This is a genomic window from Bradyrhizobium sp. WSM3983 (assembly GCF_000473045.1).
Classification (GTDB): domain Bacteria; phylum Pseudomonadota; class Alphaproteobacteria; order Rhizobiales; family Xanthobacteraceae; genus Bradyrhizobium.
In genome coordinates, this window is sequence record NZ_AXAY01000016.1 from 186998 (window position 1) to 202159 (window position 15162).

The window sequence follows — 15162 nt, forward strand, 5'->3', positions numbered from 1 at the left end:
TTTTCAGCACATTGCGCGACACTGCTTGTTCCTCACTGGAACTCGCCGCGATTGCCTAATTACGATTCACTATCGGCCCGTCGTTCTACGGAATGTTCCATGACAGCGACGTGAATCGTTTGCGCAAACGAAAAATGATTCGTCGCGCGCTAATGCGCGGACGCTGTGCTCGACGGTGATGCGCCGGGCAATGGATACTCGGTTCGCCAACCGAGTCGCTGCGCGTCGCCGTCGGCGATGGCTTCGAGCAGCGGACGAAGCGCCTTTCTGGCGCCATTGAGACTGCGATAAGCCAGGATGGCCTCGATCGCGAGCAGGCCGACGTAGCTCATTCGGTTGATGCGATAGACAATCGGGGAGGTTTTGTACCGCTTCTCAATCAAGATCCGGTTCCGGCAGGCATAATAGAGACGCCACGCCGGTGCGTCGGGGCTGACGAGCGCGCTGCGCGCGCTGGTGCTCGGCTTCGTGTCCCAGGATTCTTCTGCGTCGTTGATGCAGCCGACATCCGTCAGATAGATGGCAACGCCGGCGTCCATCAGGCGCAGCGAGTAGTCGTGGTCGTCACTATAGAGGACGAACTCCTTGTTCGGAGGCGAAACCTTCCGGACGGCGCCAATCGGCAGCAGGAGCCCGCCATAGGGCGCGGTCTCGATCCGGCGGAGATGAAACTCGCCGTAATTCTCCGGATCTCGCCGCGCGGATCGCGCAAACCGTCGCCATAGTTTCGACGGAAGCGAGGCGAGATGAAAGTTCAGGAACGAGTTGGCGCGGATGGCCACGGCGTTTTGATTGGCGAGCAGCGTCGGATAGATGCCCCGATGCCTGCGCAATGCGCACAGCCCGATATCGTCTGTCGCGCCGAGCGCTGTATGCAGCGCGAGCAAGCGGTCCAGGAAGCCGTCCTCGCCGACATTATCGTCGTCCAGAATGAGGACGAACCCCAAATCGTCGTCCTCGAGCCGCTGAGCAGCGGTGATGCCGGCGTGAAAGCCGCCGGCCGATCCCAGATTTGAAGCGAGCCTGATGACATCGACGGGAGGTGTGGTTGCGAAATCGTCAACCGTCACCGGGCGGCTGCATCCATTGTCGACCACGATCACACGTTTGACGGCGGGGCTGGCCTGAACGGCGGCAACGGTCCGCCGCACCAGCTGCTCGCGTCGCCCGTAAGTCACGATGACACATGCGACCGAGCGCCCCGCTTCTGTCGGGCGATTGAAGACGATCGGTGGCTTCGATTCGAGGGGAGCGTTCGACAATTTACTCTCGCTTGGCGTTAAGTCGTCCCATTCGGGCGACACTATAGATACTCAGTCGAATTGGAACGGCAATTCCTCCGGCAATTTTCGCCACAAAAGCGTGCAAACGTGTTGTTCGCTCCGACAGCGGCTGCGCTCTGCCGGTGAGAGCCTATTGTGATCATATTGTGAAGGTCAGTGCGCAGATGCAGGTGATGATGGATCAGGGTCGGATGCATGCAGTTTCTCAGGCGCACGGAGGCGCAATGTTCCTGGCAATGAAGAGAGTGTTTCTGGCCGCGCTGTTGCTGGCACTCGGTCTGGTGGCATCCGTCGAGAATGCCAGCGCGGGTCCGCTCGCTTGGGGGGTCGACGGCCCGGACGGACGGCGCGCAGACCTGAAGGCGATCTTCGAGGTCATGCGAGCCCGTGGGCTCACGCAGTACAGAGTCGGTGCAAATCTCGCGCGGGACACCGATCCCTACGAGATCCAGATGTACCGGGACATGCTGGCGCTGGCCAAGACCTACGGCATTACGCTCAAGCCGATATTGGCGACCCCGTTTGCCTGGGGGGATCGCACCGATGGCGGCAAGTATCCGGCTGGCGACTGGAATGCGCTGTATCAGCAGGCCTATTCGAGAACTTACACCTTCGTGATCAATTTCAAGGATCAGATCAACGATTGGGAGATGGGCAACGAGATCAACCTTCTGGCGCTGGATTCCAGCGGCAAGAAGCTCTACGGCCGCGGCTGGACCGCCGAGGAATTCGATATGCCGGTCATGAACGACTGGGTCGCGGTCCTCAAAGGCATGTCGGATGCGATCGACAAGATCAATCGCGAGCACGGGACGCATTTGCGACGCGTGCTCAACACCACGTCGACGATGTTCGGCTTCCTCGATTTCATGGCGTCGAAGGGTGTCGGATTCGACGTCATTTCCTACCACTATTATGAATCCCTGAATCAGAATCCAAACCGCGCTTGGGGCGGCAGCAGGCAGCCCTACAACCTGTTCAAGAAGCTTGCGACGTATGGCAAGCCGGTCGTCTTCAATGAGGTCAATTGCGCGGAGATCTACAAGCCGGCGTACGAGAACGAAGCCGGCAAGCCCCTCACCGAGGCGTGCTACAAGAGCCTGCACGCCACGTTGAGCTTCATCGCCAATCAGGCCGATGCCAACGTCGAGAGCGTGCTGATCTACGAGTTGTTCGATGAGCCGAAGAAGGCCCCGCCGGAAAACCGCTTCGGCCTGATGTACGACCTCAACACGCCGAAGATCCCGCTCTACATGCTGTCACGTTTTGCAGGAAAGGAGCTCGCGCCGCACGAGGCGGAGGAGCTGAAGAAGCGCGGAATGTAGGCGCGGCACGTGCCGCGCCTACGGCAACATTCGGCCTAGATCCAGAGCCACGGGCAGACGGTGTCCAGTCCGACCCGGATGTAGAACTTCCAGATGTTGTCGGTTGCATATCCCTTGTTGTCGAGGCCGCGGATTCCGCTGACGAGCGGCACCGTCCGGAACCGTGAAACGAATCTTGACGTTCTCGGCGCGGCCTCGAAATCGTCACGCAGCGCCTTTTCGGGGAACGCGGCGGCGGACGTCTCCTCGTAGAGCTTGCACTTGCCCTGGAGATATTGACGATAGCCGGTAGTGGTCCACGCCATCATGTACATGTCGACCACCCTTTTGGGGTAGTTCCGCATGTTGACGTAGAAGTCGAAGGCTTTCGGGCGCTTCTGGATCAGCTTGGCAAGATTCAGGACGATGTAGCGGCCGGTGACCTTCCAGATCGGCGTGTCGGCAGCGCATTCCCTGATGAAGCGCGAATTCGCCATCGCGTGGTCGAGCAGGAACAGTTCGCCGTAGCCGCGGCCGTACATCTGGGGATAGTCGAGCCCTGGAAAGGAGATGAACTCGATCTTGTCGACGATGTTCAACTGCTCGGCGATGGCCTTGAGGCTGGACAGGTCGGATTCCGAGTTCTCGACAAAGACGATCTGGTCGATGCACTGGCCGACCAGCCGGCCGTAGAACCAGAGCGCGTCTTCATAGTCCTTGCGGCGGAGGGCGGGATCCTTCCGGCCAAGGCTTCGCACGTCGGCTTTCGGCGTGATGGTCGCCGTCATGATCAGAATATTCATGGGTCCTTTCGATGTCATCTCATCAATCCCTTGCGGCGGAACGGCTAGGTGGCAGCGACGCGCTCCTTGTTCAGTTCGAGATCGCGCAGGCCGAGCAGGCTCCGTGCCAGCTGTCGATGAAATAGCAGGTAACTGATCGCGATCGTCAGGACGTATGCGGTCGTGCCAAGCAGCCAGGCCGATCTCGGCGTGGCGGCCATCTCCATGACGCGATTTGCAGCAACGAGGCCGAGCACCGTGGCGACCGTCGCGGGCGCAAGCGCCTTGACCAGATCGAGAACCGGCAGCCTGGTCTCCCAGGAGGTGATCAGCATCGTGGCGACTGACACGATCAGCGTCACCGCAAGATAGATCTTGATGATCCCGATCAGCCCAAATCTCAGCCCGATGACGAACGCCACGATGGTCGAGATGCTGTTCGCAGTCGAAACCCAGAACTGCAGCTGAGCCTTGCCGCGCGACAGCAGCATGGCGCCGCTATAGGCGGTGATCGACTGCGCTGCGCCGGCGATCGACATCAGCCCGACCAACGGAATGATGCCGGTCCATTTGGCCGGAAAGAACGTGGTGAAAAGATAGTCGGCGCCGAACGTGAGGTAGAGCATACCGGGAAAGACCACGGCCGCCGTCAGCGACAGTACACCGCAAATGATCTCGTTGCGCTCCTGCAGCGATCCCTTCGCGGCCTGACGGCTGAGCGTTGCCATGAGCACGCCGCTGCCGGGCCAGGTGATCACCATCAGCGGAAGGATCATCATCTGATAGGCCAGCCCGTACAGACCGACGGCGGCCGCGCCCACGGCACCGCCGATCAGGACGTTGCCAACCGCGCGACCGGCAAAGTTGAGCAGATTGCTCGCCAACACCCAGCCGCCGAACGTCAGGATCGAACGCACGCGGCCCCATTGAAAGTTCAGCTGCACGTCCTTTCGCGCGATGATGGCGAAGGCCGCGGCGCGAACGATCTGGACGACCACATAATAGGCAACCAGCGCCCAGACGCCCCAGCCCAGGAAGGCGCCCGTAACGCATGTGAGTACCGACACGATGACGGCGATGATCTCGACGGTTGCCACGGTCTGGTAGCGCAGATGCCGTTCAAGGACGGCACGCGGGCCGAGCGCGGCGATGGAGAGCACGACCGAAATCGACAGCGTGGCGAGCACGCTTCCCAATCCCTCCATGTCCAGGCCGGCGGCGAGAGGCGCGGAGATGGCCGCCAGGATTACGGCGCAGAGCAAGCCGATGGCGCAGATCAGCGTGATCGCGGCGCCCGCGTCGTCCCGATCGAGCGTCGGCCGCTGCACCATGGCGCTCGACATGCCCAGGTCGGTCAACAGCGCGATGAATCCGACGAACGGCAGTGAAAAGGTGACGAGACCGAATTCGGCCGGCGCCGCGAAATACGTCATCATGACGGTCATCGCGAACTGCAGGCCGGATTTGAGAACGTTCATGCCGGACATCGACAGCAGATTTTTCAGCATTACGTCGATCTCCGGGCGCCACGGGGTGACGCCCACTCAGGTTCCATACGGCCCAGCCCTGCATCCGCGCGTTTATCTCGCACATGCACAACTGGCAAGACAAGCAATCGGGCAGCAGGCATTGCCAAGTTGTTGGGCAGGCCTTTTTTCATTCTGGAAAGCATCGCGACGTCACGCTGTCGTTACACATCCGATCGGGATGCGCCGGCAGCCTCGAGGAAGCGCCCCTTCCACGCGAGGAGCGCGACGATGGCGGTTGCGGCCACAATCTTCGCAACCAGCGCAATCGCGGACGCAGAGGGCACGGCCGAAAATGCGCTGATGAAGGCAGCGCCCGCGACAGATGCCGCGACGAGCCCCCATCGCGGCGATGCGCCGAACCGGATCATCGGCCCTGCTGCGAGCACGATGACGATCGCCGTTGCGACGATCGCCCCAATCAGGACATAGGTCGGCGATCCCGTGATCGCCTGCGTCGGTACCGCCACGGCCAGGACGAGCAGCAATTGGCACAGTGCGACGACGACAAGACGCGTCGCGGACTTCGTCAAATGGGGGGCGATCGCGAGCGTGGATTGCAGATGGCAGTGCATGAAATAGAAGCCCGCCGCCGCCGAGGTCTGGAGAAAGCTTGCCAGAATGGGCGCGGGAACGAACAATTGTCCCGCGTCCGGCAGGAAGCCGATCAGGCCTCCGAGCATCACCAAAGTGGCGCACATGATGAAATCGAGCAGGTGCGCGACGGCCGCGCGGGAGTCGTCGGCACTGCCGCGCTCGTATTGATGGACGACTTCGGGGTAGTTGACGGTGTGAATGGCCGCGACCAGCACCGCAAACGGCCGCTGCAGCAGGTCGATCGCCATCGAGAAGCCCGCGGTGACCGCGGGGGCGCTTGCACCCAACGCTGAAACGACGACGAAGCGTATCGAGACCGGGACCGAAAGGTGCAGCACCGAGGCGCCGGCAGCGAGCATGCCGTAGCGCGCGAAGCCGCTCCAATCTTCCAGCAGGGCCGGACGCGTCACCTTCTGAAGCTTGTGGGGATGCAGCAACTGCCCGGCGATCAGGCTGGCGATTTGGGCGCCCAGCATGCCGAGCAGCGCTGCGTGCGCCGTGCCGTGGAGCCACGCGCCGGCCGTTGCGCCGCCCACCATCAGCGTGGCTCTCAGAATGAGGAGAAACGCGGCTGCGCCTAGCCGGTGCGAGACGCGGACAACCATGAAGTGGAGATCGGTCGCGCCCTGAGCTACGGCCAGTGCAAGCCCGACTAAGCCTACGCTCGTGGCGATCGGGCTTGCGATCGAAACGGCGAGGCCCCCGATCACCAGAAGCGCGAGCGCGCTGGCGAGCGCGGCGCCGAACAGGGACGTTCTCAGTCGCGCCGCGTCGTCGTGCATGGCGGCCGCCAGAAAGCGCACGCCGGCCAATTGCAGCCACTCGAACATCAGCACGCTGAGCAGCTGACTGGAGGCGAGCGTGAGGGAGAAATTGGCGTAAGCAAGAGGAGAGAGAACACGGCCGAGCAGAAAGATGAGGATGATCGCCGCCGCGCTCTGATAGACGACTCCGGCGAGCGCGAACAGACGCGTCATAGGAGGTTCAGGCTGCGGACTGAGGCGCAGGACAGAACGGGCTCTTTGCGCAAACCGGTCATCCCCTGGCTATTGCTTGTGCCGGCTCAGGAGCTCGAAGGCGTCGCGATATTCGGCGATGACGTCCGTGAAGGTCCGATGGTCGTTTTTCTCGGCGAGCCTGTCGACCATCGCCGCCAACTCCTCCGGTTTCGACATGATACGCAGAATGCTGTCCGCGAGCGACTTCGGATCGGGTGCGGTCAACCAGCCGACAGCACCGCGCTCCACAGCTTCGGGGATCCCGCCAAATCGCGTCCCCAGGAAAGGCTTGCGCACCGCCTGGGCGTCGGCGACGACGAGCGGACCCGGCTCCTCCCAGATCGGCGGAATCACGACGACGTCGATCTGACGGTAGAAGTTCTCGGGCTCGACGAAGCCGAGAAATTCGATGCTCGCCTTTGGCGCCATGGCCCTGAGCTCGTGCTGGATCTCCGCGTCGGCGACGCCAGCGATGACAAGCCGTACCCGGTCATGGGGAAGGTGGGCGAGCGCCTTGACGAGATTGTAGATGCCTTTTTCTTCGGTCAGGCGGCCGATGAATCCGAGGGTCAGGACAGGACCCGCCGAATGCTTCGAAGGCGGGGAGACCGGCATTGTCGATGCATGGGAAATGACCTTGCGCAGCTCTGTATCGGCGAACAGGCCCATCTCCAGATGGATGTCGAGAATGCGTTGGCTCACGCCGACGACGCCGCGCAGATTTCTGGTTGCGCTTCGACGATTGATGGTCAGCAGCCTGCAGCTCATGCAGGTGTGCTCGCAGGCTTTCCCCTTCGAGAAGCGCGAGCAGCGCGGGCAGGTCAGGTAATAGTCGTGCAACGTGTGGAGGACCGGCACATTGAGTTCGGCTGCGACCTTCCATACGGCGGTGGTGAGGCCCGAGAGGTTGTTCGAGTGCAGCACGTCGGGCCTGAAGGCCTTGATTCTGTCGGCAACGAGTTGGGCGCTACCGCGCCAGTCCTCCATCGCATGCCACAATCCTCTCGCCGGCGCGCTTCGCTGTCCGGTGAACGGCCGGTAGATGTTCTTGACCGGCGCCGAATACACGTCGATGCCGTCGCTCGTCTCCATCGCCTGTTCAGGCAGCGAGGCGGCGCGAACGACTTCGACGGCATCGCCGTTTTTCAAAAGGCCTTCGGCAATGCGGCGCACGAATATCTCGGCCCCGCCGACCACCTTCGGTGCGCCCGGTGTCGGGTACAGTGACGATGTGATCAATATCCTCATGGGAAAGATCTCATCCAATAAACGTCGGTGAACGAACCCCGAGAGTTGTTCTCATCTTTCTCCATCGGCGTTCGAGGTGCCTTCTAAATAAGCGTCGAGATATTGTCGGGTGACAGCTTCAGGTGTGAAGCTGACTGCAAAGTCAGGCCGGGGTGGAAAACTCTGCTTCCATTTTGGCGCTTCGCTGATTGCCTGCTTCATCAGTTGGGCCAGTTTGTGGAAGTCACTTGGCTCGTAAGAGCCGAGCGTCGTCGAGAAATGAGAGATTTCTGGTATTCCGCCGGCGGTAGAGCAAATCGTCGCGCGTCCGGCGTTGATGCTTTCTATCAGTGTACGCGGCAACGGCTCCGGCCAAACCGAACTAATGAGGCAAACATCCACGACGGAGTAAAATTCCGCGGACTTTACGAAGCCAAGCCACTTGATCCTCGGATGATCATACCCTCCCTTCAGCTCTCGCTCGTAAGCTTCAAGGCCCTTTCCGGCGATTTTGAGTTGCCAGCCCGAATCCGGGAGCAGAGAGACCGCCTTGAGGACGACGTCGATGCCCTTTTCGGGCTCAATCCGGCCGATGAAGCCGAAAGTCAGGTCGGCATCGGGAGACGGCGGGGCAGGCCCGACGCTGGCGTCGGCGATGTTGTAGACCACCTTGTGAGGTGCGCCCGGGAAGAAGCCCAGTTTCAGGTGCCGGTCCAGCACGTATTGGCTATTTGAGACCACTGCATCAACCATGCGGGAGGCGTACAGATACGGCATGGTCATCGTCTTGCATGCCAGGCAACGCTGTTCGCAGGTGGCGCCATTGCTGAAAAGCGTCGATCGCTTGCAGATGAGCGAATAGTCGCGCAGCGTATGGACGACGCGGATGTTGCGGCGCTTGGCCTCCGCCCACAGCGACACAGAGAATCCTGTCAGATTGTTGGTGTGGACGACGTCCGGCTTCTCGGTGTCGAGAATCGCGCCAAAGCGCTTGGCGGCCCGCCTATTCCAGGTATCCCGCAGGTGCCATCGCAGGCGGTCGAGCCTTGGCGGCTTCTGCGTCTGTCCAAACGGCCAGTATGTGTTGTCGATCTGCACCCGGTAGGTGCGGATGCCGTTGCGATCTCCGACCGAGACGTCGCCCGCCTTCTGCAGGCAGACGACGGCGACCTGATGGCTCTTGCGCATGAAGGCTTCTGCGAGCAGCGATACAGATACCTCGGCTCCGCCCATGATGTCGGGTGGATAGAGTGTGTTCACGATAAGTATCTTCAACGATCGCCTCGTACGTTGATCGATGACGGGAGTGCACCTCGCTTGCCACGCAATAGCGGGATCTGCAATCGCATTCGGGCCCAAAACGGCGTGAACGATTCACGTCGGGAACGAGGCCGAAATTGTCATGCAACATTCAAGAAGTGGGCCATGACATCCTGCCCGAACCTTCGCCAACAGCGAGATCCATCCGGGCAGGCGAGAGTATCGAGCGCGGCGGCTCTTACTTGGAGTTGACCACGACGGTGGAGATGTTCGACGCGTTCGTCGAGGCTGCGTCGAGCGGGTTCATGAGCTTGACGAATTCGGTCGACGGCGATTCCGCAACCGAGATCACGTCGTGATCGCGCATCCGGAACGTGTCGGCCTGGAACCAGCCGTCCGGCTTGCTCATGTCGAACTTGTAGACGGCCGGGATGGCCTTGGTCGGGAATTGCGACACGTCGACACCGACCTGCTCGAGCAGCGGCTTTGGTTCGAAACGATAGACGTAAATGGACTTGGAATCCGCCCGCGTTCCGTCGAGGCCGCCGGCCTTGGCCAGTGCCTCGGCCAAAGACATGTTGTCGTTCTCGAAGGTGAAGCGGCGGTTGTTGGTGCCGCCGATCGATCCCGGCGACGGCGTCGAGCCGAACGCCATGTACACGCGCGGAATGCGGGTGAGGAAGACGACGTCGCCCGGCGCGAGCAGCACGTCCTCACTGGGATGATGCACCACCGACGACATCGACTCGCTATAGGTGCGTCCGTCGCGCTTGATCGTGATCGTGCTCTCGTAGGACGGGTATTTGGGACCACCGGCGCGCGCGATCGCGCTCATCAGGCGGATGCCGCCCGGGTCGACCGGGAAGCGCAGCGGCGAATTGACTTCGCCGAGCACGCTGATCTGGTTGCCGCGCTGTTCTGCGACGCTCACGACCGCCTGCGGATCGATGGCGCGGTCCTTGAGGCGTTCGCGGATGATGTTCGAAACGGCGCGCGGCGTCAGCCCGGAGACCTTGATCGATCCGGCGTAGGGGATATTGATGTTGCCGGACTGGTCGACCTGCTGGCGCGGAATCTCGACGAAGTTGCCCGGTCTCACGCTCGCTTCGCGCGGAATGAACAGGCCGCCGGCCTGGGCCTCGTAGACGGTGACGGTGACGATGTCGCCGACGCCGATCGTGATGTCGCGAAAGTTCCCGCCGGGAAGGTGGGAGAAGATCAGTCCGGCGCTGTCCGTCAACGCGTTGGTCGCCTGCAGCACCGACGGATTGACTGGCATCAGGGCATAGGCCAGCGGCGCGCTCGGTTCGGTGATCAGCGCGGCATGTGTTTGCGTGGAGACGGCATCGGGAGCGTCCAACGGAATGAAGCCCGCGCAGCCCGCCAGGGAAATGCTGATCGCAGCGGCAGTCAGAATCCGGCCAATCCCGAAATTCAATTGAGCTTGTTCGGTCTTGGCCAATGTCATTCCCTCACACACACCTAAAGTCTGAATTACCGTAGCAACTGTCCAGCGACTGAGTCACTGCCGCGTCTTCGTGTTTATAGTAAAGCACCCAGGGCTGTGACCTTCTTGCAACTTGAGAATCCGCAGAAACGTCTGAATGGCTGTCCAAATGTTGCGCGGAACATCCTCTTTTTTATGCAGCTCGCAAAGCTGACACGCGAGCGTCGGATCGGTGTCACGATTAAGGCCAAAGCGCGACCTCGCGAGCACAGCGACGACGGAGCCTGAACATCGATCGCCTCGCTGCGAGGCTGCGGCTGCTCAAAGCTTGAGATTTGACTTCGATCTGAAGTGCCTCTGCGTTGTGTTCTCGCGCGGTCCGCGAGATCTGCATCGATACGTCGGCGGCGGAGTTCCATTTCGGTCGGCGCCCCGAGTCGGGACCCGGAATCTTTGCCGGTGCCGTCGCCTGATCGGCCGGTCTTTGCGATCACAGATTGTTCGAGAAATCGGACTGTAGCTTGGTCTGCTGCCCGGCTTCGTTCGCGCGCGTGTGCAGGACGTCGGCATACACCTGAGTCAGATTGCGGTGGGTCTGCTCGATGTTGTAGAGGCGGGTGAAGCGCTCGTATCCGGCGCGGCCGACCGCAGGCAGATCGAGCTGGCTTGCGCGCTGAAATCCCTCGACCAGCTTTTCGGGCGAGACCTCGTTGCAGAGGACGCCTGTCGCGCCATCTTCGACGATTTCCGGCAACGCGCCGATGCGGAATGCGATGATCGGCTTGGCTGCCCGCATCGCCTCGATCGCGACCAGGCCAAACGCCTCCCAGCGCGACGGAATCGCGACCATGTCAGCCTGGTCCAGTTCTGCCTCGATCTGGTTGCGGTCCATCCAGCCGAGCATCGAGACGTTGGCCGGCAAGTCGCTTCCGTGGAACTTGCTGATGACTGACGCACCGATCAGGCGCACATCAAGCGTGTCTCCGAGCGCGCGGGCAGCTTTGATGAGGAGATCATATCCCTTCTGACGGTCCAGGCGTCCGATGAAGAGGACTTTGATTTTCTCCGACCGCCATGGCGCTGCGCACGTATCGAGCGCGGGACGTTGCTTGGAAATCCCGTTATGCACAAGGACTAGGCGCTCAGCCGCGATTCCGACCCGCATGGCATCCGTCCGCTCGCTTTCCGAGATGCACACGATGCGATGGGTGAGTTTCGACAGCACGAGCTCGGTGAACTTGGTGACGTCGCGGCTGAGGCGGCCCGTTTCGCGGCCGAACGCCCATCCGTGCGGGCAATAGACTATGCGCGAACGTCGGTTGGCGAGCCACAGTACCGGCCGCACCACGAGCCCGGCGAACGACGAGTGAAGATGAATGATGTCCGGCCGAAGCTGCCGGACAGCACGCATTGTCGCAGACAGCATATGAAACAGGCCGGCCGCGTTGCGGCCCTCGCGCGGAAACGTGGTGACGGCGTCGTCCGCGATGTTCACCAGGTCGCTGCGATGGTCGGACGGAATGACGTAGTGAACGTTTCCCGGCCCAAAGCTCGCACTTTGATGAGGATGGAGCTCGTTGAGATAGGTCGCAATGCCGCCTCTGACCGTTTCGGCGATATGCAGAACTTTCAGGCCGCTGGACAACGGTCGATCCTTCCTCGTCTTGCAGAAACCATTTGTCGCGCCTCCAGGCAGCAATATTTGGGCCGCATCATCGTATCGGGTCACCGCCTGCGGTTTGAGAAACCAGTGTGCCAAGGAATTCGAGCATGATTGCGGCCGATCTGGCCCACGAATAAGTTGCCAGTCGTTGTCGCTGCCGTTCTTGTTCCGCTGGCGAAATTCTGCCGAGATCGATTCTTTCGCGCAACCGGGCCAACAGCTCGTCCGCATCGAGCGGATCGAAATAGGCGGCGGCGTCAGCGCAGGTCTCGCGAATCGCAGGAGCGGAACTCGCAATGACCGGACAGGCGAAATACATCGCTTCCAAAGGGGGGATGCCGAAGCCCTCGTAGAGGCTTGGGAAAACGAACGCTGCAGCGCGGGCGAACATCGCCGCGATCTCTTCGTCCTTCAGGCGGCCAGCGATGACGATCCCGGCTCTCGTTTCGGTCGTGCCGCCTCCAAAGACCTTGCTGTTGTCGCCCCCGACCACGACCAGCGGAAAATCCGCGCGGCCGAGCTGCTCGGCCGCACGGATGGCGGTCTCGACATTCTTGTTCTTCGTCATCGAACCGACGAAGAGAAAGAACTGGTACGGCACAAGGCGCAACGTCTCGATGATCGAGAAATCCGGGTCGACCGAGGCGAAATGCTCCGCGCTGTTCGGAACGACAGGGATCGAGGCGGGGTCCAGCGACAGCACCTCGGCAAGTTCGTTACGAGAAAACGTAGAAACTGTTGCGATCGTTGCTCTGCGTGCCAGCAGATGGCCGAGCGTTCGATGCAGGGCGAGGTAGCGCCAGCTGAAGAAGTCCGGCCGCCTGAAAACCTGTGCGTCATGAAGTACGACCAGATGGTTGCGGTGGAGCACCGGGCCGGAATTGGCGAGGCTGACGAGGCGCGTGCCAGCGGCCGCTCTCGCCAAATCAATCTGGTCCCACGCGTGCCCCTGCAACGTTCCGACCTGTTTGACCTGAATGCGGCGGAGACCGGCGAGCATTTGCGCATTCGGCGGCGTCAGGATTTGCCAGTCTGCGTCCAACAGTTGTGGAGGAGCCGATTTGCTCGCGAGCAAACAATCCATCGCCTTGACCATTTCGGCCGCATAGCGTTGCACGCCCGTGAGCGACTGTGACAGGAACCTGCCGTTGATGGAGAATTTCAAGGCCGATCTTTTTCTTTGCGCGTCTCTTGCGCGAACGATGCCTGAAGACTGAGCATTCGCGCTGAATGTATGATTCACAGTGCACGGTCTATCGCGTGTAGCACATGTCGCGCTGCTATCCGAGCATCCTTGCAGGGCGGATAGCATGCGAGGATGCATGACGCCATCATGTTTCCTACACATTTCGATGTGCTTTTGTGTCGATGTAGTTGGACCCGATTGGTTTGATGATCGTCGTCATCGTCCAAATCTTGCGTCTGATGTCCCGGTCTGGCATTGCTTCGCGGAATGAACGAGATGACAAGTATGCGCCCAGTGATCGTGACCGGCGCTGCCGGCTTTATCGGAATGCACGTTTGTCAGCGGCTGTTGGCACGTGGCGAGCAGGTCGTTGGCATCGATTCGTTCACTCCGTATTACGATCCGGCTCTGAAGCGGGCGCGCCTTGCAACGCTCGAGCGCAGTCCAGGTTTCAAATTCTACGAGATTGATCTCGCAGACTTCGCCGCGGTGATGCGCGTGTTCGACGAGGTCTCGCCCGATCGGGTCGTTCACCTCGCGGCGCAGCCCGGCGTCCGCGCCTCGATCGACGATCCCATCACCAGCATCCGTGCCAATTGTGACGGCTTTGTCACCGTGCTCGAGGCCGGCCGGCGCCATGGTCTGGCGCATCTCGTCTACGCCTCGTCGAGCTCGGTCTATGGCGCCAATCGCACCTTGCCGTATTCGACCGAGCAATCGGTGAACCATCCGGTCAGCCTTTATGCCGCGAGCAAGAAGGCCAACGAACTGATGGCACACACCTTTGCGCATGTTCACAAGCTGCCGGTGACCGGCCTTCGCTTCTTTACGGTCTACGGTCCGTGGGGCCGGCCCGACATGGCCGCCTATCTGTTCACGCGCGCGATCTTCGCGAATGAGCCGATCAAGATTTTCAACAATGGCGACATGTGGCGCGACTTCACTTATGTCGACGACATCGTCGAGGGCGTGATCCGCACCCTCGATCGACCCGCAGCTCCGAATCCCGCGTGGAACGCCGAGCAGCCGGAAAATTCGTCGAGCTATGCGCCGTATCGCGTCTACAACATCGGCAACAACAGGTCGGTCAAGCTGCTCGAGTTCGTCGAGACGCTCGAGAAAATCATCGGCAAGCCTGCGATCCGCAAGCTGCTGCCGATGCAGGCCGGCGACGTCCTGGAGACGCGCGCCGACATTTCCGCGCTCCAGCGCGATGTCGGTTTCGCGCCGTCGACGCCAATCTCGGAAGGCCTCGCTCGTTTCGTCGAATGGTATCGAAAGTACCACGGCGTGTGATCGCCGAAGCGAACGGCAAAACAAAAATATGAAAACTACTCGGGGTGGCGACGGTTAAGGTTTGTTCGGCTCGCGAAGCCGGCCTGCCCTAATGTTGGGCGTGCGGCCGGATAGAGAAATGGTCTAGGGTGTTCAGTGGAGCATCCGTCATCAACGGAAAGAGTTTTTCATGCGCATCGCGATGATCGGCACGGGTTATGTGGGACTGGTGTCCGGAGCCTGCTTTGCGGATTTCGGTCACGACGTCACCTGCGTCGACAAGGACGAGAAGAAAATCGCGGCGCTTCATCGCGGCGAGATTCCGATCTACGAGCCGGGCCTCGACGAGCTGGTCGCAACCAATGTGAAGGCCAAGCGGCTCGACTTCACCACCGACCTGTCGAAGCCGGTCGCGGATGCCGACGCGGTGTTCATCGCGGTCGGCACGCCGTCGCGTCGCGGCGACGGCCATGCCGATCTCTCCTACGTCTACGCTGCCGCGAAAGAGATCGCGCAGTCGCTGTCCGGCTTCACCGTCGTGGTGACCAAGTCGACCGTGCCGGTCGGCACCGGTGACGAGGTCGAGCGCATCATCCGCGAGGCCAACCCCAAGG

At 61.1% G+C, this 15162-nt stretch carries 12 protein-coding genes; 3 read left to right on the plus strand and 9 right to left on the minus strand.

All coding sequences use genetic code 11. The features are described from left to right. Positions 1–149 precede the first annotated feature (149 nt). Complete coding sequence (locus tag YUA_RS0123480) at positions 150–1262, minus strand: glycosyltransferase (RefSeq protein ID WP_027532902.1); 1113 nt, start codon at positions 1260–1262, stop codon at positions 150–152. Positions 1263–1507: 245 nt separating this feature from the next. Here YUA_RS0123480 and YUA_RS0123485 point away from each other — a divergent pair, with 245 nt between their 5' ends. Next, positions 1508–2608, plus strand: a complete 1101-nt coding sequence (locus YUA_RS0123485) for a glycosyl hydrolase 53 family protein (RefSeq protein ID WP_245285236.1) — start codon at positions 1508–1510, stop codon at positions 2606–2608. A 35-nt stretch (positions 2609–2643) separates the two neighbouring features. Here the strand turns inward: YUA_RS0123485 and YUA_RS0123490 are convergent, their stop codons facing one another. The 8 genes from YUA_RS0123490 to YUA_RS0123525 all read right to left on the minus strand — a co-directional run bounded on the left by YUA_RS0123490 (position 2644) and on the right by YUA_RS0123525 (position 13252). Further along, positions 2644–3390 carry a hypothetical protein gene (locus tag YUA_RS0123490; RefSeq protein WP_027532904.1) on the minus strand — a complete coding sequence of 249 codons (747 nt, stop codon included), beginning with the start codon at positions 3388–3390 and terminating at the stop codon, positions 2644–2646. Between the two features lie 44 nt (positions 3391–3434). Further along, on the minus strand, positions 3435–4877 hold the full coding sequence (locus tag YUA_RS0123495) for an oligosaccharide flippase family protein (RefSeq protein WP_035971691.1): 1443 nt from the start codon (positions 4875–4877) through the stop codon (positions 3435–3437). Positions 4878–5059: 182 nt separating this feature from the next. Further along, positions 5060–6469, minus strand: a complete 1410-nt coding sequence (locus YUA_RS0123500) for a hypothetical protein (RefSeq protein WP_027532906.1) — start codon at positions 6467–6469, stop codon at positions 5060–5062. A gap of 69 nt (positions 6470–6538) precedes the next feature. After that, positions 6539–7738, minus strand: coding sequence for a glycosyltransferase family 4 protein (locus YUA_RS0123505; RefSeq protein WP_027532907.1), 1200 nt, complete (start codon positions 7736–7738; stop codon positions 6539–6541). A 51-nt stretch (positions 7739–7789) separates the two neighbouring features. Beyond that, a complete protein-coding gene (locus YUA_RS0123510; RefSeq protein ID WP_245285237.1) occupies positions 7790–8977 on the minus strand; it encodes a glycosyltransferase family 4 protein in 1188 nt (395 codons plus the stop codon). Between the two features lie 238 nt (positions 8978–9215). Continuing rightward, positions 9216–10445: a polysaccharide biosynthesis/export family protein gene (locus tag YUA_RS0123515; RefSeq protein WP_035971693.1), complete on the minus strand. Its 1230-nt coding sequence runs from the start codon at positions 10443–10445 to the stop codon at positions 9216–9218. Positions 10446–10914: 469 nt separating this feature from the next. Further along, complete coding sequence (locus YUA_RS0123520) at positions 10915–12069, minus strand: glycosyltransferase (RefSeq protein ID WP_027532910.1); 1155 nt, start codon at positions 12067–12069, stop codon at positions 10915–10917. A 67-nt stretch (positions 12070–12136) separates the two neighbouring features. Then, positions 12137–13252 carry a glycosyltransferase family 1 protein gene (locus YUA_RS0123525; protein WP_035971695.1) on the minus strand — a complete coding sequence of 372 codons (1116 nt, stop codon included), beginning with the start codon at positions 13250–13252 and terminating at the stop codon, positions 12137–12139. Positions 13253–13558: 306 nt separating this feature from the next. Here YUA_RS0123525 and YUA_RS0123530 point away from each other — a divergent pair, with 306 nt between their 5' ends. Next, a complete protein-coding gene (locus YUA_RS0123530) occupies positions 13559–14569 on the plus strand; it encodes an NAD-dependent epimerase (protein ID WP_027532912.1) in 1011 nt (336 codons plus the stop codon). Between the two features lie 169 nt (positions 14570–14738). Further along, on the plus strand, positions 14739–15162 hold a 424-nt coding region (locus YUA_RS0123535), incomplete at its 3' end, for a 2-dehydropantoate 2-reductase N-terminal domain-containing protein (protein WP_027532913.1).